We start from the raw sequence: 18,528 nt of genomic DNA on the forward strand, positions 1-18,528 counted from the left end.
ACAAAGGGGCTTTATGATTAAAGCTTATTCATCATCTTCGGTATCCAGACCGAATTTTTTCAGTCGATAGCGTAAAGAGCGAAAGGTCATACCGAGCTTTTTCGCAGCCAGAGTCCGGTTCCAGTGGGTCAGATTCAAGGCATTCAGTAGAATCTCTTTTTCGATATTCTCTAAATAGCGCTCTAAACCTTCTGGTGGGAGTTTTTTCGAACTCATTGTTGGGCTGGCAGAATGTTGAGGCGTTTCGATTTCTTCTGCTGGTGTATTGGCAAATGCCGGGGCCGGATTTGCAATCGAGCTACGTAACGGCGCAGTTTGCAAGTGAGCCAGATCAATGGTTTCATCATCACTCAGTGTAATGGCACGTTCAATGATATTACGCAGTTCGCGCACATTGCCCGGGAAATATTGCTGTAACAAGAACTGCTCTGCACGAGAGGACAGTGTCTTCACCGATACTTCCCATTCCTGACTAATTTTTTGAATAAAGTGATTGGCCAGTAACAGAATATCCTGACCGCGCTCACGCAAGGGTGGCAACACCAGATCCATCACATGAATACGGAAGAACAGGTCCTGACGGAAGCGGCCTTGTTGGACCAGCAGTTCCAGATCCTGATGGCTGGCACTAATCACACGAAAATCGACATCAATCTCCTGATCTGAACCGACTGGACGAATTTTCTTTTCCTGCACCGCACGTAGTAATTTGACCTGCATATTTAAAGGCAATTCAGCAATTTCATCCAGAAATAAACTACCGCCGTGCGCAGAAAGAATTAAGCCTTGCTTATCCTGTGTTGCACCAGTGAAGCTGCCTTTCTTGTGTCCAAATAACTCGCTTTCCATCAATTCAGTTGGAATCGCACCGCAGTTAATGGCAATAAACGGCCCTTCGCTACGGTTACTTAAACGGTGTACCAGATTGGCTACGACTTCTTTACCCGTACCTGATTCACCCGTAATGAACACAGGTGCTTGAGAACGTGCAATTTTCTTTAAGGCAATGCGAAGTTGCTGGATCGGTGTTGAACGTCCAATTAGAAGCTTGTTTTCTAAAGCGGTTTCAGCAGCTTCCTGTTCAGGCTGTGGCCGGTTCAATGCTTTCTGGATTAACTGATCCAGATGCATCTGGTTGACCGGTTTGCTGACAAAGTCAAAGGCACCTGCTTTGAGGGCAGCGATGGCGATGTCCATGTTGCCATAGGCAGTAAGCACTGCGATCGGCGTATTAGGATAGTTTTGAGTGACATGTTTCACCAGGTCTAAACCATTCCCGTCCGGAAGATTTAAATCTGTTAAGCATGCATCGTACTGGAATTCAGTGAAGAATTTTTTTGCCTGTTCGACCCGATAAGCGATATGTGTCTTGATGCCCATCCGCGCAAGCGTCATCTGCATTAAAAGACATAAATCCTCTTCATCGTCTACGAGCAAGACGAGTGGTTGTTTTGTTGCCATTTCCCCGAAAAACCTAATCTAATCTATGAATTTTGAGCATTCCATCCTGAAACATGCTCCTTGTTGTCGCTCTATATAGGTGAGCTTTGCATGATTCGCCTCGCAAAATGTGTGAGACAAGTACAATCCTAAACCAGTTCCTTTAATTTCGGTACTAAAAAATGGTTTGAATAACTGAGAAATATCCCGTTTTGAGACACCCATCCCAAAATCGATGACATCGATACAGATTCGCCCTTCTTTTTCATGAACATCCACTTCGATAAAGGGGGCGTCGGTGGCATTATGGCGTAAGGCATTCCGGATCAGATTAATCAGGACCTGACGTAATTGTTTTTCATCAAATACGATCGTCGTCTGTTCGGGTTGTTTTAACCGGATCATCTGTTTGGCATCCGCCAGATCTTCATTCAATAAACTGTCAAAGAACGGGGTGAGCTGAATGGGTTGGGCTTCGGTTGGCCGGTTGCGAGCCATTGCCAAAGTATCTTGTACGATGCTATCAATACGTTTGGCTTGCTTGCTAATCATGCGTGACAGCATTTCTTGCTGATGTGCATCACTGTCTTTAAGTAACTCATTGGCCTGAACAATGGCGGCCAATGGATTGCGAATTTCATGGGCAATACTGGCAGAAAGTTGGCCTAATGCCGCCAGCTTGAGTTGTTGCACCTGCTGGGTCAGTTTCTGGGCATCTTTTAAGATCAGTAAAACGAGTGCCTGCTCGGGCACAATCAAATGTTTAACCCGAACATGAACCGTATACGGGCTTTGTTGCGATTCAAAGCTAAACTCTTCACCGTCTTTTAAATCACTAAACTTGATCAGTTCAAATAGGTCTGGTTGTAACTTGACCAGTGGCGTTTTTTCAAGAGAAACAGGTAGATAAATTCCCAGTAAGGTGTTGGCTGCCGGATTGGTCAGGACAATATGATTGCTTTCATCCAGTACCAGATAACCGTCTTCAATCTGCTCGAGAATATAACGGTTAATATTTTGCAACTGGTGGATTTCAATCGATTGATGAAAGGTGAGGGTTTCTAAAATCTTAAAACGTTGGACCGCGATGCGGCCAATGGCATGCACCACAAAAAATAAAAAGGCCAGAAAAATACTATTGCCGAGATGAGTTAAATTGGCTGAATCAAAGAAGTCACCCAAAAAGCGCTGGTAAACCACCATGATCACGGCAAACAGGGTGATGATCAGTGATAGCTGTGAGTTTAATAAAATGGCCGAGGAGAAAATAATGATGACATAGAGCAGGCTCAGTTGCAGATTCGGCCCACCCGCTGAAAATGTGATTAAACTCAAACAGATCACGTCAATCAGAAAAATTACAATCAACTGTCTGGACACCTGCACAGGTACCAGATGCAACACAAAAAGCTGAATGATATTCAGCGTGATATACGCAATCAGGGTATAAAAATATAAGCTTGGATAAATATAATTACTGCTGAGTTGCTCGGCAGTGAGTAAATAAATCAGCAGCAGGCTAACGGCAATAATCAGCCGATAGCCGCTATACCAAACGCCCAGTCGATAGACGGTCTGAGAGACCGATGAAGCAATTTTCCCTAACATAGGCGTTGACTATTATTGTAAGTATTTTAAGGTTTAATCAGCCCGTAGCGTATCGCAAGATGCGTCAGCTTGACATCACTATCAATCGCCAGTTTTTCAAAAATACGGTAGCGATAAGTATTTACGGTCTTGACGCTGACAAATAATTTATCTGCAATTTCCTGTGCACTGATACAGTTCACCACCATCATCGCGACCTGCATTTCACGTTCTGATAAAGCATCAAAAGGAGACTGCTGAGTGTCAGAAAGGTAAGAGCTGGCCAGTTGCTCGGCAATATCTGCACTGAAATACTTGCCGCCTTGCATGACTTTATTGATCGCACGGACCATTTCTGAGATTGGCGCACCTTTGGTGATATAGCCTTTGGCACCTGCTTTGAGTAAAAGGGATGGGTAGGGCTCTTCCGCCAGACCGCTGACAGCAATGACCTTGGTTTCAGGTGCACTCTGCAATAAACGTCGCGTTGTCTCAACTCCACCAATGCCAGGCATATTCACGTCTAGCAATACCACTTGGGGATGTTTCTGGCGAACCAGCGCAATCGCTTCTTCTCCAGATTCAGCCTGTCCGATCACCTCGACATCGGGGTGGTCTTCGAGCATACGGCAAATCCCGGTGCGCACGAGTTCATGATCATCAACAACGAGAACAGTGATCAAGAAGACCTCCTTTTTTCAAAAACACTGGTTTTTTGTTACATAAAGCAAAATTAGCTTGCAATGAAACGACAAAATTAGCAATCCTATTCTTCGTTTTTAGAGAATAGTTGTACACAATTGTGTCTACAAAAGCTTTACCCGATTTGTTCAAATGTAAGGCATAATGGTGGTAAGCGCAAATGTGCAGCGTCCTGAGTTGAGTATTGTGTCGTGAAAAATTCTAAAAAATCTATCATGCATGTTCTAAGCATGTCTATCTTGTTGGCGTGGAGTTCAACAAGTTTTGCTGAACTGGTTGTGAATAACAATCCAGCTTCTTCGCGTGCGAGTGGTTCAGCAACCTTAAACTGGTCAGCAAGTGATGCGAGCCAGTTAATGGAAGATGATGAACCCTTAGAGATTGGTCCTCAAGGTTCAACCTCTGTGACCACAACATTACGTAACGGTGGTTCAGCTTCAATTTCATCCTCAAGTGCTCCTCAGCAATCGACACAGATTCGCGATACGTTTGGCTATAGCAGTCAGCCATCAGTGAATGCACGTGCTGCGCTGGTCATGGATGCACAAACAGGTGAGGTGCTGTACAGCAAAAACAGTAACATGTCGGTTCCGATTGCTTCAATTACCAAATTGATGACTGCGGTGGTGACTGCTGATGCGCGCTTAAACATGTCGGAAGAGATTACTCTTGAGTCGATTGATTTCGCAGGTGCAGGCGGTAAAAACTCAAGCTCAACCTTACGTGCTGGCGATAAGATGAACCGCGCTGAAGCATTGTTGTTTGCCTTGATGAAGTCTGAAAATCCAGCGGCGGCGGCATTGGCGCGTACTTATCCAGGTGGTCGTCCTGCATTTATTGCAGCGATGAATGCCAAAGCGAGGCAATTGGGCATGACTTCGACACGTTATGCTGAGTCAACCGGGCTTGATCCGCATAATGTCTCTTCTGCACGTGACTTAGGCATTCTGGTAAGTACCGCTTCACAATACGGTCTTATCCGCCAATTCTCAACCACACCAACCTATGACTTCAACCTGGGCTACCGTGTACTCAAGTCGAACAATACCAATGCGTTAGTGCGTAATGGTGGCTGGAACATTAACCTGTCAAAAACAGGTTATATCAATGAAGCAGGTCGTTGTGTGGTGATGCATACGACGGTGAATTCACGTCCCGCTGTGGTCGTGTTATTGGGCGCACCAAGTTCACAAGCACGCAATAGTGATGCAACCAATTTATTAACCTGGTTAAGCAGTTTGCCAAAACGCGTTTAATGTCGGTTGATGTAAAAAACGCTTCATCAGGAAGCGTTTTTTTATGGCTAGAAATGACTGATTCTAAGTGAACCCATAAAAAAACCAGTTGCAGACAACTGGTTTTTTTATTTCAGACTTGATGCTTACATATTTGAAAGAATCGAGTCTTTGACTTGATCCATGGTTGCATCAATAGATAACATCACGGCATCAGCACATTGCTTGATTGCCGTATCTGGATCTTTTAAGCCATTGCCTGTCACGGTACATACGATCACAGAACCTTCAGCAATTTTACCCGCCTTGATGTCACGGATTGCACCACCAATTGAAGCGGCAGAAGCAGGTTCTACAAATACGCCTTCGTACATTGAAAGTAAACGTTGCGCTTCCAGGATTTCGCTGTCTTGAAGCTCATCGAACCAGCCATTAGAGTCACGTACCACTGCTTTAGCATGGTTCCAGCTTTGTGGATTACCGATACGGATTGCAGTTGCAACTGTTTCAGGGTTTTCAACAGGGGCACCACGTAAGAATGGTGCAGCGCCAGAAGCCTGGTAACCCACCATAGTTGGTAGGCCTTCTGGTTTAGGACCTGTGAACTGATCTGTCGCGGCGTCATAAATCACTTGCTCGAACTGATCTGCAGGTTGGTTGGCAACAGCTTCGGTATAACCCATCCAGTGTGCAGTGATGTTCCCCGCGTTACCCACAGGCAAGCAGTGATAATCAGGTGCACGACCCAATGCTTCCACGATTTCATAAGCAATGGTTTTTTGACCTTGCAAACGATACGGGTTGATCGAGTTGACAATCGTTACAGGTGCCTGATCAGCCACTTCTTTGACCAAGCGCATACCATCGTCGAAGTTACCACGGATTTGCATGGTGATCGCGCCGTACATCATTGCCTGCGCCATTTTACCCATGGCAATTTTGCCTTCCGGGATCAACACAAATGCTTTGATGCCTGCACGCGCTGCATAGGCTGCTGCTGCTGCTGAAGTATTACCGGTAGAGGCACAGATAATCGCTTTAGAGCCTTCTTCAACTGCTTTGGTCACTGCCATGGTCATACCACGGTCTTTAAATGAACCGGTTGGGTTCAGACCTTCGTATTTCACATAAATTTCGACGTTTTTGCCAATAATACGTGGAATGTTCTCGAGTTTAATCAGTGGAGTATTACCTTCACCTAAAGAAATTGCGCGTGTAGTTGCAGACACAGGTAAACGGTCACGATAACGATCTACAAGACCAGTATAACGATTGGCATTCGACATGATGGTGTTCCAATATAAGGTAGAGAAAAAATCCCGCCCAACAAGCTCCCTTTCAAAAGAGAGCAGTTCCATTCTTAAATGAAGAAGGGTGAGGGGATTTAAACTGATTAACTATCGAGCGATTCTAAACGAATTCTCACGATTTCGCCACGAATTGCAGGTAATGCTTGAATTTGGGCAAGCGCTTCGTCCATTTTAGATTCAACGATCGGATCGGTTAAAATCACGATTGGAATCAGGTCTTTTAAGCGCGATTGCTGCATGATGGCATCAATACTGATACCGGCACGGCTCAGAATGGTCGTCACATCTGCCAATACACCGGTTTGGTCTTCAGCATTGAGGCGAATGTAATAACCTGTGGTCATTTCTTCACGGCTGAGGATTGGCACATTGGTGAGTGCTTCAAAGGCCAGCTGAGGAATTGTTCCAGCGCCATCTTCGGTATAAGAAATATCACGGACGATATCAATCACGTCTGCAACCACAGCAGAGGCAGTTGGACCTGCACCTGCACCTGCACCGTAATATAAAGTCGGGCCAACGGCATTGGCTTGTACCAGTACGGCATTTTTCACGCCATTGACATTGGCAATCAACTCTTCCGCAGGGATCAGGGTTGGATGCACACGTAGCTCAATGCCTTTGTCGGCACGGCGTGCAATACCCAAGTGCTTGATACGGAAACCAAGTTCTTCGGCATATTTCACGTCTTGAGCGGTGATTTTGCTGATGCCTTCAGTGTAGACCTTATTGAACTGTAACGGGATACCAAATGCACATGAAGCTAAAATGGTGAGTTTATGTGCAGCATCAATGCCTTCAACATCAAAGGTTGGATCCGCCTCAGCATAACCAAGTTCTTGCGCTTCTTTTAACACATCTTCAAAAGCACGACCTTTTTCACGCATTTCAGTCAGAATGAAGTTGCCTGTACCATTGATGATTCCGGCAAGCCATTCGATATGGTTGGCTGCAAGACCTTCACGGATGACTTTAATGATTGGAATCCCGCCTGCAACTGCTGCTTCATAAGCAATTTGCACTGCATTGTCTTCTGCTGCCTTAAATAGCTCATTACCATGTTCAGCCAGTAATGCCTTGTTGGCAGTCACCACCTGTTTGCCATGTTTAATGGCTTCCATGATGACTTCATACGCAGGATGAATGCCGCCCATGACTTCGACCACCACATCAACATCAGGTTGACGCACGATCTCCATCAAGTCATCGCTTTGTTTAATTCCTTCGAGTTGTAAATCTGGACGTGGACGGCGTGTGCCTACGTGTGTAATTTGAATTTCTCGACCGGTACGGCGTTTAATTTCCGCAGCATTTTCTTGTAGTAATTTAAGGGCTCCACCACCTACAGTACCAAGACCGAGTATCGCCAGACGAACTGGTTTCACGTCACACTCCATTATATTCAATCATTTTAATGAAGCTTGATCATAGCTAAAAAAATGCGGAGACACTAGGGCTAAGATCATCTTTCATCTGTCGCCCGGGTCTTTGTTATTTTGAAAGGAATGTTTACCTTATTTGTTTAAGCGTTGAACAATTTCTTCTGGGGTCATGTAACCACCTAAATATTCCCCTTCTACGTTATAAATCGCTGGTGTGCCATTTACGCCCATGTTCAGGCCCAGTTGGTATTGATCACGAACCGGGTTCTTACATTCTGCCGCAGTCACAGGCTGACCTTGAGTTGCCTGCTCAAATGCAGCCTTACGGTCTTTACTACACCAGATAGCCTGCATGGTTGGCATGAATTGTTCGCCACGAGGCCAGGCGATATAACGCACTTCAATACCTTTGGCATTAATTTCGGCCAGGTGTTCATGCAATTTATGGCAATACGGACAGCTTGAATCGGTGAACACATAAATCACGTGTTTGGCTTTACCGCCTTGTGCTGGGTAAACGATCAAGTCTTCAGTCTTGAGGGAAGCCAAATGCTTTTTATTTTCTGTTGCTTGTAATGCATCGCTCACATTATGCAGTTGCTTGTCACCTAAACGCACCACATCACCCTGAATAATGTATTGGCCATCAGCAGTGGCATAGACCGAACCCATCCCTTCCAGACTCACCCAGTACAGGTTGGGTACTTCAGTTTTCTTGACTGCAAGAATTTTGGCATTGATGTTGGCTGTCTTGAAATGTTTTTCTAATGTAGAGACTAAACGCTGCTGTGCATTGCGTTCATTTAAGGTTGAAGCTTCACCTGTCGCAGGTGCACTTGCCGTGAGTGCATCTTGTTTTTGTGCTGAATTTTCTTTTGAGCAAGCACTGACGAATAATGTTGATGCTAATGTACAAGCAATTACAAGCTGAGACCGAGTAAACAACATATAGAACCTTTTTGTACGTTTTAAGGGCTTTAGCATACCAAAAAAAAAGAATCACTTCGTTAAATCTTGCTGATGCTGTGTGAACGAAACCAAGTTTGAGACCTATTCGGGACAGACGGTGGTTTTAACCGCGTGGATGGTATTTGCCATGTAACTCCTGCATACGGTGTTGGGCGACATGGGTATAAATTTGCGTGGTAGAAAGATCACTATGGCCCAATAACATCTGTACCACGCGCAGGTCTGCACCATGATTGAGTAAATGGGTAGCAAAAGCATGGCGTAGGGTATGCGGTGATAGCTCGGCCTGAATATTGGCCTGTAAGGCATAACGCTTAATCGCGTACCAGAAATTCTGACGACTCATGATGCCGCCGTGCTGGGTCAGAAATAAATAATCGGTGCTGCTTTTATACAGTTGCGGGCGCGATTCCAGCAAATATTTTTCAATCCAGTCGCAGGCGAACTGTCCCAGAGGCACCAGGCGTTCTTTATTGCCTTTACCGGTAATCCGTATGTAGCCTTGTTTTAAATTGATCAGTTCAAGTTTCAGGTTGAGTAATTCTGATACGCGCAATCCACAGGCATACAGCACTTCGAACATGGCACGATCACGTAGACCCAGCGCAGTGTTGGTGTCAGGTGCATTGATCAATGCTTCAACATCTTGTTCAGACAGATCTTTAGGTAAGGCCCGGCCAATTTTAGGAGAATGATGTGTCGCAACGGGATTATCCTCCCTGAGTTTTTGTTCTCGTAAAAATTTATAAAATTGTCTTAAGGCAGAAAGGCAGCGGGCAATTGAACGGGGACTTTTTCCAGCCTTGGTCAGCGCAATCAGCACATCTGCAATATCGTCACTCGACCATTCGGGTAGGGGGATAGTTCGATGCAATTCACTACATTGGATCAGGTCCGATAAATACGCATTACGGGTATGCGGGCTCACCGTTTGAGCGACTAAATAATCACGGAAGCCCTGTAAAAATCCGAGATGTTCCGGAATATTAACGACGGCTGGAATACGTGGTTTTTTATTTAACATAATGGACTTGCTGAACCTTCTTGTCTGCACTGTAAAAGAAAAATGAATTGTTGTCGATCTGTCAAAAGGGTAAATGCCATTGAGATTGTTTTTGGTAATTATTCTCATTTGCTTGTATACTATAATAAAGAGCGTAAAGGGTTAGAGCGGTGCGATTGTCAGCATTAAAAGTCAAGCAGATAGCGGTGATCACGAAAGTGAATCGCTTGGTCGATGAGACAGAACAGCCAGATTTAGTTGCAGTTCGTTTAGAAAGTTTAGGCTTTGTGCCTGGTACACAAGTGCAAGTGATTACCAAAGGTATTTTTGGTGGTGATCCGATTCTAATCCAGCTCGGTTTTACGCGTTTTGCGTTACGGAAGGCGGAAGCTGACAAAATTGAAATTCAACTTGAAGGAGCACCTGCATGAGTGATGCGTTACGTGTTGCCCTTGTGGGAAATCCAAACTGCGGTAAGACATCTTTATTTAACCATTTAACTGGAACACGCCAAAAAGTTGCCAACTATGCGGGTGTGACGGTTGAACGTAAAGTTGGACATTTTCAGCTTCCTTCTGGCAAGTCCGTGCGTGTGCTGGACTTGCCTGGGACCTATAGTTTACAAGCGACAAGCCCGGATGAAGAAATTACCCGTGATGTTTGTCAGGGCAAGATTGCTGAAGAAGGCCAGCAAGATGCCTTTCTGTGCGTGGTCGATGCCACAAACTTGAAGCTGCATCTGGGTCTCGTGCTGGAAGTGATTGAGCTGGGTCGTCCGATTCTGGTTGTATTGAACATGATGGATGAAGCGCGCCGTCGCGGTATTCAGATCAATACCCAGAAACTTTCACAGCGTTTAGGTGTACCAGTTGTTGAAACCGTGGCGGTGCGTAACGCTGGTATCGAAAACCTGTTACATGCCTTAGATCAGGAAAAATATTCTGTTCCGCAGACTGAATTAAGTGGCTTGACCGGGACTCACCATCAGAAAATCGATATGATTTTCAAAGATGTGGTGAACTTTGTAGATCAGGAAGACAAACGTACCGATTTCCTCGACAAAATTTTCTTACATCCTGTTCTCGGCTTACTTAGCCTTGCAATCATGATGTTTATTGTCTTTCAGGCCGTGTTTGCCTGGGCGGCGCCGTTTATGGATGGCATTGAAGAATTCTTTGCCTGGTTCGGTGAAGCATTAGGCGAGCATATCTCCCAGCCTTTGCTCCATAGTTTGGTGGTTGACGGGATTATTGCGGGTGCGGGTAGTGTGGTGGTGTTCTTGCCACAAATCTTGATTCTATTCTTCTTTATTTTAGTGTTGGAAGAATCGGGCTATTTACCGCGTGCCGCCTTCTTGCTGGATAAATTGATGTTTAAAGCAGGCTTAAGTGGCCGTGCCTTCATTCCATTACTTTCAAGCTTTGCCTGTGCGGTGCCTGGCATCATGGCCACTCGTAGTATCAGTGATCCACGTGATCGCTTTACCACGATCATGGTTGCACCACTGATGACCTGTTCAGCACGTTTGCCTGTCTATGCCTTATTGATTGCTGCTTTTATTCCAAGTCAAACAGTATGGGGTATTTTCAACCTGCAAGGTCTCGTGTTATTTGGCCTGTACATGTCGGGTATTGTCAGTGCGCTCTGTGTGGCAATCGTGATGAAATTTTTGCAGAAAGATAAATCACAGCATGCATTGTTACTGGAACTGCCAAGCTACCGTATTCCGGATATTCGCAGTGTCGGGATTGGCTTGCTGGATCGCGGTAAGATCTTCTTAAAACGTGTCGGTGGCATTATTTTTGCGCTGTCGATTTTACTTTGGTTCTTATGTACTTTCCCGCAAGCGCCAGAAGGGGCGACTTTACCTGACATCGATTATAGTTTTGCAGGGATGTTAGGACATTTGCTCCAGCCAATTTTTGCGCCTGTTGGCTTTAACTGGCAGATCGTGATTGCCTTGATCCCGGCTATGGCGGCACGTGAAGTTGTGGTTGCGGCTTTGGGTACGGTATATGCCTTATCGGGTGCGGATGATGATGCAATTGCGCAGGGTCTGTCGCATCTGATTAGTGCGGACGGTACGGGCTGGTCATTGGCCACAGGCTTGTCGTTATTGGTGTGGTTCATTTACGCGCCGCATTGTTTAGCGACCTTGGCAACGGTACGCCGTGAAACAGGTTCATGGAAACATGTATCGATAATGACGGCCTACCTGTTTGGTCTGGCCTATTTAATGTCTTTCTTCACTTACCAGATTGCATCACGCATTTGGGGGTAAAAGGAGTAGCTTATGTTTGAGTACTTGATTGTTGCTGTATTGGTGCTGTGGAGTGCTGTTGTAGTCTTTAAGAAGGTATTCCCTCAAACAGCGGGTTCAGTATTTTTAGCCCTATCCAATCAATGCCAGCGTTTGGGTTGGCAGCGTTTGGCCGTATGGTTAAAACCTAAAATGGTGGCGGGTTGTGGTGGAAGCTGTGGTTGTTCAACCGATGAGGCTGAAAGCAAAAAAACAGAATCCGTGCAAACTGTGAAATGGCGTTGATAAAACTCAAAATGCCCATCCTAAGATGGGCATTTTTTTTGTTTCCAAAAAAATGAATCAGACTCAGCTTAATAAAAAAAACAAGCATTAAGCTCTAAACATAAATTGATTTTATTGATCTTTATCCTCGTGATGACCTGCCTTTATCTTTCTGCTTTTTTTAAAGGCCTGAATATTTATAAAGAAACCCTCTCTTGGTTTATTTCATGTTTAATCTTGATTTACCTATGGCTAAGACCAGAACTCATTGAGCTTAAAATCAAACCTTATGCATTTAAATCTGTAGATTGGCTAGGGGTCGTGATCTTGGCTTTATCGGGGGATTAACCTTTTTATACCTGCTTAAGCTTTTACGCACTGACACAAAAAAGATTGAATAAAACCAAAACTGAAAAAGCATTTAAAACAGTAAAGTGCTAACATTTTTGCCATTCTGTGATCTGCAAAAAATGGGGCAAAAATGTTAATACAGCGCGGTGGATTAAAAGTTGTGGCTGGCTTGGGAATTTCCGGTGTATCCGCGGTTAATTTTTTACACGAACAGGGCTACCAGGTTGCAGTCACAGACTCGCGCGCAACCCCGCCAGGACATGACCAGATTCCAGCAGGTGTGCGGACCAGTTTTGGTCAACTGGATACTGATCTTTTATTACAAGCAGAAGAAATCATTCTGAGTCCGGGGCTGGCACCTCAACTTCCAGAAATTCAACAGGCGATCGAAAAAGGCATTGCAGTGGTGGGAGATATTCAGTTATTACGTCGCGCCACAGACGTGCCAATTGTTGCAATTACAGGATCAAATGCAAAAAGTACCGTTACGACCTTAATTGGATTGATGGCAGAAGATGCAGGCAAGAAAGTTGCTGTCGGTGGAAATCTGGGCCGTCCAGCATTGGATTTACTTAAAGATCAACCTGAATTAATCATTTTGGAGCTATCGAGCTTCCAGCTTGAAACCACATCACATCTGAATGCAGAAGTGGCTGTGGTGTTGAATATGAGCGAAGACCATCTCGACCGTCATGGCGATATGCTGGGTTATCACAAGGCTAAACATCGCATTTTCCAAGGCGTGAAAAAAGTGGTGTATAACCGTGATGATAATTTGAGTCGCCCATTGGTCCCTGATGTGACCCCAATGCAGAGCTTTGGCTTGAATGCACCTGACTTGAATCAATATGGGGTGTTACGTGATGCAGATGGCAGCATGTGGCTGGCCCGTGGCAGAGAACGTTTGCTGAAAACCTCTGAGATGTACATTCAAGGCATGCATAACGTTGCCAATGCGTTGGCATGTTTGGCACTGGGAGAGGCGATTGGTTTACCGATGGCTTCGATGTTAGAAAGCTTAAAGCATTTTAAAGGTCTGGAACATCGTTGTGAGTACGTGCAAACCATTGATGGTGTGCGTTATTACAATGATTCGAAAGGTACCAATGTTGGTGCGACTCTTGCTGCGATTGATGGTCTGGGTGCAGCCATTGAAGTGAAAAATGGCAAATTGGCTTTGATCCTTGGTGGTCAAGGTAAAGGTCAGGACTTCAAGCCATTACGTGATGCCATTCAAAAATACGTAAAATTAGCGATTCTGATTGGTGAAGATGCAGCAGTAATTGAACAGGCAATTCAAGGTACAACCGTGATTCAGCATGCTGCCAGTCTGAAAGAGGCAGTGGCAATGGCACAAAAAACGACTCAGGCAGAAGATGTGGTATTACTTTCACCTGCTTGTGCCAGCTTTGATATGTTTAAAAGCTATAATGATCGCGGACATCAATTCGTGGCATGTGTCCATGCCTTGAATGAAAAATAAGAACTAGGAACAGAACTATGGCTGACTTGGCCCAAAATACGGTACAGAAGATTTCGCAATTGCTGAATCGTTTACCTAAGCTACCCGCAGAAATGACAGCACGCAATATCTTGATCTTTTGTGTGATTTCGCTGCTATGTTTCGGTTCAATCATGGTTGCATCGGCTTCAATGCCCTATGCAGAATATATCCATGAGAGTCCTTTTTACTTTTTGATTCGCCATGGTATTTCGATTGTGGTGGCTGCGGTGGTAGCATTTTTAACCTATCGGGTTTCATTGAATCTCTGGTTTAAAAATGCTTTCCCGTTATGGCTCATTACCATTATCTTGCTTCTAGCGGTATTGGTGGTCGGTTCCGAGGTCAATGGTGCGCATCGCTGGATCAAAGTGGGTGGCTTTACTTTGCAGCCAACCGAAATTGCCAAGATTGTCATGGCGATTTTCACCGCAGATTATGTAGTGCGCCGTGCCAAGGAAGTGCGAACGCATTGGAAAGGGCTATTGCGCTTAAGTGGTGTGATGGCCTTAACCGTGGGCTTTATCGTCGCTGAGCCTGACTTGGGTGCAACCGTCGTGATTGTCTTGATGATGGTGGGCGTGTTCTTCTTGGCTGGTGCACCAGCCACCCAGTTCCTGATTATGTTGGGTGCGATCTTTGCGGGTGTCAGTGCGCTGATTATCTTCGAGCCATTCCGCTTCCAGCGCCTGATTTCCTTTACCAACCCTTGGGCGGATCCATTGGGTGTCGGCTATCAGCTCTCGAATGCCTTGATGGCCTTTGGTCGTGGTGAGTGGTTTGGTACCGGCTTGGGCCATAGTGTGCAGAAGCTGTCTTATTTACCTGAAGCGCATACCGACTTTATGTTGGCGGTATTAGGTGAAGAATTCGGTTTCTTTGGTGTGTCTGTAGTGATGATCCTGTCGTTTACCATGCTGGCATGCTGTATCCGTATTGGTCATCGTGCCTTGCAGCATAATTATCTGCGCGCAGGCTATCTGGCTTATGGTATCAGTATCATCTTCCTGATGCAGATTCTGGTCAATGCCGGCATGAATATGGGACTCATGCCAACCAAAGGTTTGACCTTGCCTTTCATTAGTTATGGCGGTACATCGTTGATGATGTGTGCGGCGATGATTAGCTTAATTCTGAAAATTGATGCATCAACGCAAGAGCTGAATCCTGTGAAAGAAGAGTCGAACTTCTAAGATATTCAAACTAATAAGAAGCCCTGTCATGATGCAGGGCTTTTTTTATGGCTTATAAATAAGTACCCGTTAAATGAATGCCTTTGGGAATCAAATCAACATCCCATTGCTGTACTGCTTGTTTTAGCATGATACCTGGTTGATCAAGTTCAACCGAAGCCTGTCCCAAAGCTAAAATTGCCTGTTGCAGAAGTTCGGGCGCCTTGCTGATATCAAGGGCCTGTGCCAGATTCTGTTTAGACAGTTTTTGCCCTTGATCATTCATGGCCAGCGGCAGGTGCATATAACTCAGCGTAGGATAATTTAATAAAGCCCCTAGCCAGATTTGTCGGGCGGTATTATCAAGTAAATCTGCACCACGAACCACATGGGTAATGCCTTGTAGATAATCGTCGACGACCACCGCCAATTGATAGCTAATAATGCCATCACGACGCTTTAAGACAAAATCGCCCAACTCATCCTGTAAGTTAGAACATTGCTGGCCCTGTAAGCGGTCCTGAAAGCAAATCAGTTGATCTGCAACTTTTAGACGAATGGCCTGATTGGCAAAATCCAGCTTCAGATTGCGACAGGTGCCTGCATAGATATGGTTGGAGCCCAACATTTTGCGTGTGCATTGGCAAGCGTAGATGGCTTGTGATTGCTTAAGTTGTTCAAGCACCTGCTCATAAAGATCTAAACGGTCTTTCTGAAAAATAATCTCGGCATCCGGTTCAAACTGGAAGGCATCGATGCAAGAGAGGATGTGTGTTTCGCTATGGGGATAAATGCGGGGAATGTCGGTATCTTCAATACGGACTAGCCATTTGCCATGATTGGCTTTGGCATCACAATAGCTGGCAACCGCGGTGAGCAGTGAGCCAAAATGCAATGGGCCGGTTGGCGATGGTGCAAACCGACCCACGTAGCGACAGCAATCTGGTTGCTGTTGGAAGCATTCTGGCGAAACAGCAGCTTGCTGTTCCGCAGTATGTTCAAGCATGGTTTAACCGTTATTTTGCTTTTCTTTGATTTCAGCCAAAGTTTTGCAGTCGATACATAAAGTCGCAGTTGGGCGAGCTTCTAGACGACGTAAGCCAATTTCGATACCACAGGTTTCGCAGAAGCCATAGTCTTCATTTTGAATCGCTTCAATCGACTGTTCAATTTTACGAATGAGTTTGCGTTCACGGTCACGTGTACGTAATTCAATCGCAAATTCTTCTTCTTGCGTAGCCCGGTCGTTGACATCAGGAAGAGCACTTGATTCGTCTTGCATGGTATTCAAGGTGCGGTCAACTTCAGACATTAACTCAGCTTTCCATGCATTTAAAATTTGGCGGAAATGCTCAAGTTGTCCTTCAGACATATATTCTTCATTTTTCTTCGGCTGATACGGCGCAATACCAAATAAGCTCGCGGTTGTACCACCTTCTGAAGCTTTCGGTTTGGTTTTACGTACGCGCTTAGCCGATTTTTGATCGTCGATCACTTCGGTCTGTTCGTCCAAGACTTGATTTTGGTTGTCATTCGCCATATAGGGCATTCCTCATCTTACACGTACTATCTATACGCAAAAAATATGGTGATATGCAAGTGTTTTTATAGAAACCTAAGATGGTTTTTTCCATCAAGGGTCGACATCATATAGAGTTTTTGGACAAGATGGTAGTCATTCCCGTCCAGATTTTGTGTGAATTCGTCAATGTAATTTGTAATCAAAAGTTTTAGGAACTGCGGCTAATTCAGCCATGCATTGCGTTATCGGCTAAAACGACATAAACAAGGCATGAAATGCAGAATGGCGACTTCCTTGTCTCATTCCCTAATCATATCCCAGAACTTCAGAACTACTCATTCGTTGCGAAGTCGGCAATCGGTAGACCTGAGTTTCCAGTTCTCCATTGGCTTTCAGGCGGATTAAACGGTAGCCTGGATGTTCTTCATCGAGTGCGAATTTCTCGCTTTTAGGCTTGAATTGGATACAGGTCGATGGGGTGGATAAAAACTCAATGCCTTGCCAGGTATTGATCGAATCCTGATGCACATGTCCACAGATGATGGCCTTGACATTGGAGAAAGGCTTAATGGTGTCCAGCAGGTCAGATGAGTTCTTTAATTTATGCTGGTCGATCCAGGCAGACTGCATGGCAAAAGGATGATGGTGACAGGCAATCATCACGTGACGATCATGCAGTTGGGTGAGCAATGCTGTTAGGCGCTGTAACTGTAGTTCACTAATTTTGCCATCAATACGCTCGGGTTGGGCGCTATTCAATAAGATCACGCTCCATTGGCCTAACTCGACGACGGTCGGTTGGGTTGGATCTTGCTCATGAAAGGGGAAATGCGTGACATCATCATGATTGCCTGGGGTATGAAAAAAAGGAATCCCCAAGCTTTGCATGTGTTGTACATAACGTTTATAGGTTAAAGGTGTCGGCGACTGGGCCAGATCACCAGTATGGATGATCAGGTCGATATGCGGATGTTGCTGGCGCATCAAGTCGATGACCGCATGAAAACTTTGCTCGGGTTGCATGCCGACAAATTCGAGGTGGGGATACTCTAATAAATGTGTATCGGTAATCTGTATCATCACAAAATCTTGTTGTGATAATGATGAGACCTGGAAAGTCACCGTCGTTAGCCCCTTCAGATTTCTTATCTTTGTTGTATGTGTTGAGCCAGCCACTGTAATGCCATGATCACAGGTGCGTTTCTCAACCGCCCGTTATGAAGTAATGCTTCTAATTGGGAATAATCAAACAGATGAAGCTGAATATTTTCACCTTCATCCGGCATCCCAAAAATGCCCCCGTCTTCTGGAAGATGAACGTCTGCCACATATAAATGAAAAAATTCTGAGCAGGCACCAGCAGAAGGGTAGAAGCTAAATAAATGTTTTAATTCAGTGATCTCGCATCCGGACTCTTCCAAGCTTTCACGGCGGATACAACTTTCTGGAGATTCATCTCCGTCCAGCACGCCCGCAATCACTTCAAGTTGCCACGGTGAAACAGGATCATTGATGGCCCCGACACGGAACTGTTCAATCAGTGCAAAGCGTTGTTGCTGGTCGCTATATAGCAAAACGCCAGCGGCTTCAGGACGATGAACCAGTTCACGTTGAATGAGAGGCGAGTAATCTTTCCGGTGAAATAACCGGTGTTTTAAGCTCACTTTCTCAACTTGAATGAACCCTCGAAACAATGGTTGTCGAGATTCTATCGTAACGTCGGTGGCTGAATAGCTGGCGTGGTCAAGAATAGTCATCTTCAATCAGGATGAGATTGTACATATCTCATCCTAACCGAGAATGATTCGCAGGAAAATCTTTTTTTAGTCG

At 45.1% G+C, this 18,528-nt stretch carries 17 protein-coding genes and 1 pseudogene; 7 read left to right on the top strand and 11 right to left on the bottom strand.

Going from position 1 to position 18,528, the window contains the following annotated elements; all coding sequences use genetic code 11:
- Positions 1-24: 24 nt before the first annotated feature.
- Genes ACNQO6_RS16835 through gacA form a run of 3 tightly spaced genes read right to left on the bottom strand, consistent with a single transcriptional unit; the run spans position 25 to position 3,710 of the window.
- Complete coding sequence (locus ACNQO6_RS16835; RefSeq protein WP_440209723.1) at positions 25-1,461, bottom strand: sigma-54-dependent transcriptional regulator; 1,437 nt, start codon at positions 1,459-1,461, stop codon at positions 25-27.
- An 18-nt stretch (positions 1,462-1,479) separates the two neighbouring features.
- Entirely contained in the window at positions 1,480-3,048 is a 1,569-nt protein-coding gene (locus ACNQO6_RS16840) for a sensor histidine kinase (protein ID WP_440209724.1), read from the bottom strand.
- Between the two features lie 26 nt (positions 3,049-3,074).
- Positions 3,075-3,710 carry a response regulator transcription factor GacA gene (gacA, locus tag ACNQO6_RS16845; protein ID WP_004773961.1) on the bottom strand — a complete coding sequence of 212 codons (636 nt, stop codon included), beginning with the start codon at positions 3,708-3,710 and terminating at the stop codon, positions 3,075-3,077.
- 210 nt (positions 3,711-3,920) lie between these two features.
- Between gacA and pbpG the strand changes: the two genes are divergently transcribed.
- On the top strand, positions 3,921-4,985 hold the full coding sequence (pbpG, locus tag ACNQO6_RS16850; RefSeq protein ID WP_126687697.1) for a D-alanyl-D-alanine endopeptidase PBP7/8: 1,065 nt from the start codon (positions 3,921-3,923) through the stop codon (positions 4,983-4,985).
- Positions 4,986-5,110: 125 nt separating this feature from the next.
- Here pbpG and thrC read toward each other — a convergent pair whose 3' ends face one another.
- The 4 genes from thrC to xerD form a co-directional block, all read right to left on the bottom strand.
- Entirely contained in the window at positions 5,111-6,250 is a 1,140-nt protein-coding gene (gene thrC / locus ACNQO6_RS16855; protein WP_343579712.1) for a threonine synthase, read from the bottom strand.
- A 107-nt stretch (positions 6,251-6,357) separates the two neighbouring features.
- Entirely contained in the window at positions 6,358-7,659 is a 1,302-nt protein-coding gene (locus ACNQO6_RS16860; protein ID WP_004773963.1) for a homoserine dehydrogenase, read from the bottom strand.
- A 129-nt stretch (positions 7,660-7,788) separates the two neighbouring features.
- The gene (locus ACNQO6_RS16865) at positions 7,789-8,604 is read right to left on the bottom strand and encodes a DsbC family protein (protein ID WP_005281034.1); all 816 of its coding nucleotides are present in this window, start codon (positions 8,602-8,604) and stop codon (positions 7,789-7,791) included.
- A gap of 124 nt (positions 8,605-8,728) precedes the next feature.
- Positions 8,729-9,649 carry a site-specific tyrosine recombinase XerD gene (xerD, locus tag ACNQO6_RS16870; RefSeq protein WP_440209725.1) on the bottom strand — a complete coding sequence of 307 codons (921 nt, stop codon included), beginning with the start codon at positions 9,647-9,649 and terminating at the stop codon, positions 8,729-8,731.
- Between the two features lie 149 nt (positions 9,650-9,798).
- Between xerD and ACNQO6_RS16875 the strand changes: the two genes are divergently transcribed.
- The 6 genes and pseudogenes from ACNQO6_RS16875 to ftsW all read left to right on the top strand — a co-directional run bounded on the left by ACNQO6_RS16875 (position 9,799) and on the right by ftsW (position 15,197).
- Positions 9,799-10,059 (top strand): FeoA family protein, encoded by a 261-nt coding sequence (locus ACNQO6_RS16875; RefSeq protein WP_005154750.1) that lies wholly within the window; start codon positions 9,799-9,801, stop codon positions 10,057-10,059.
- Positions 10,056-11,909, top strand: coding sequence for a ferrous iron transporter B (gene feoB / locus ACNQO6_RS16880; protein WP_440209726.1), 1,854 nt, complete (start codon positions 10,056-10,058; stop codon positions 11,907-11,909). Before ACNQO6_RS16875 ends, feoB begins: the two co-directional genes overlap by 4 nt.
- Before the next feature lie 12 nt (positions 11,910-11,921).
- On the top strand, positions 11,922-12,173 hold the full coding sequence (locus tag ACNQO6_RS16885; protein ID WP_279696924.1) for a DUF6587 family protein: 252 nt from the start codon (positions 11,922-11,924) through the stop codon (positions 12,171-12,173).
- 52 nt (positions 12,174-12,225) lie between these two features.
- Positions 12,226-12,519: pseudogene (locus ACNQO6_RS16890) on the top strand (hypothetical protein).
- Between the two features lie 114 nt (positions 12,520-12,633).
- Positions 12,634-13,986 (top strand): UDP-N-acetylmuramoyl-L-alanine--D-glutamate ligase, encoded by a 1,353-nt coding sequence (gene murD, locus ACNQO6_RS16895; RefSeq protein WP_440209727.1) that lies wholly within the window; start codon positions 12,634-12,636, stop codon positions 13,984-13,986.
- Between the two features lie 17 nt (positions 13,987-14,003).
- Positions 14,004-15,197, top strand: a complete 1,194-nt coding sequence (gene ftsW, locus ACNQO6_RS16900) for a putative lipid II flippase FtsW (protein WP_440209728.1) — start codon at positions 14,004-14,006, stop codon at positions 15,195-15,197.
- Positions 15,198-15,249: 52 nt separating this feature from the next.
- Here ftsW and gluQRS read toward each other — a convergent pair whose 3' ends face one another.
- From gluQRS to ACNQO6_RS16920, 4 genes are all read right to left on the bottom strand, one after another.
- Positions 15,250-16,182, bottom strand: coding sequence for a tRNA glutamyl-Q(34) synthetase GluQRS (gluQRS, locus tag ACNQO6_RS16905; RefSeq protein WP_440209729.1), 933 nt, complete (start codon positions 16,180-16,182; stop codon positions 15,250-15,252).
- Between the two features lie 3 nt (positions 16,183-16,185).
- Positions 16,186-16,716, bottom strand: coding sequence for an RNA polymerase-binding protein DksA (dksA, locus tag ACNQO6_RS16910; protein ID WP_038342629.1), 531 nt, complete (start codon positions 16,714-16,716; stop codon positions 16,186-16,188).
- A gap of 288 nt (positions 16,717-17,004) precedes the next feature.
- Entirely contained in the window at positions 17,005-17,820 is an 816-nt protein-coding gene (gene cpdA, locus ACNQO6_RS16915) for a 3',5'-cyclic-AMP phosphodiesterase (RefSeq protein WP_440209730.1), read from the bottom strand.
- 23 nt (positions 17,821-17,843) lie between these two features.
- The gene (locus tag ACNQO6_RS16920) at positions 17,844-18,455 is read right to left on the bottom strand and encodes an NUDIX domain-containing protein (protein WP_440209731.1); all 612 of its coding nucleotides are present in this window, start codon (positions 18,453-18,455) and stop codon (positions 17,844-17,846) included.
- Positions 18,456-18,528 lie beyond the last annotated feature (73 nt).

This window comes from Acinetobacter calcoaceticus (assembly GCF_051947995.1).
In the GTDB taxonomy this organism is placed as follows: domain Bacteria; phylum Pseudomonadota; class Gammaproteobacteria; order Pseudomonadales; family Moraxellaceae; genus Acinetobacter.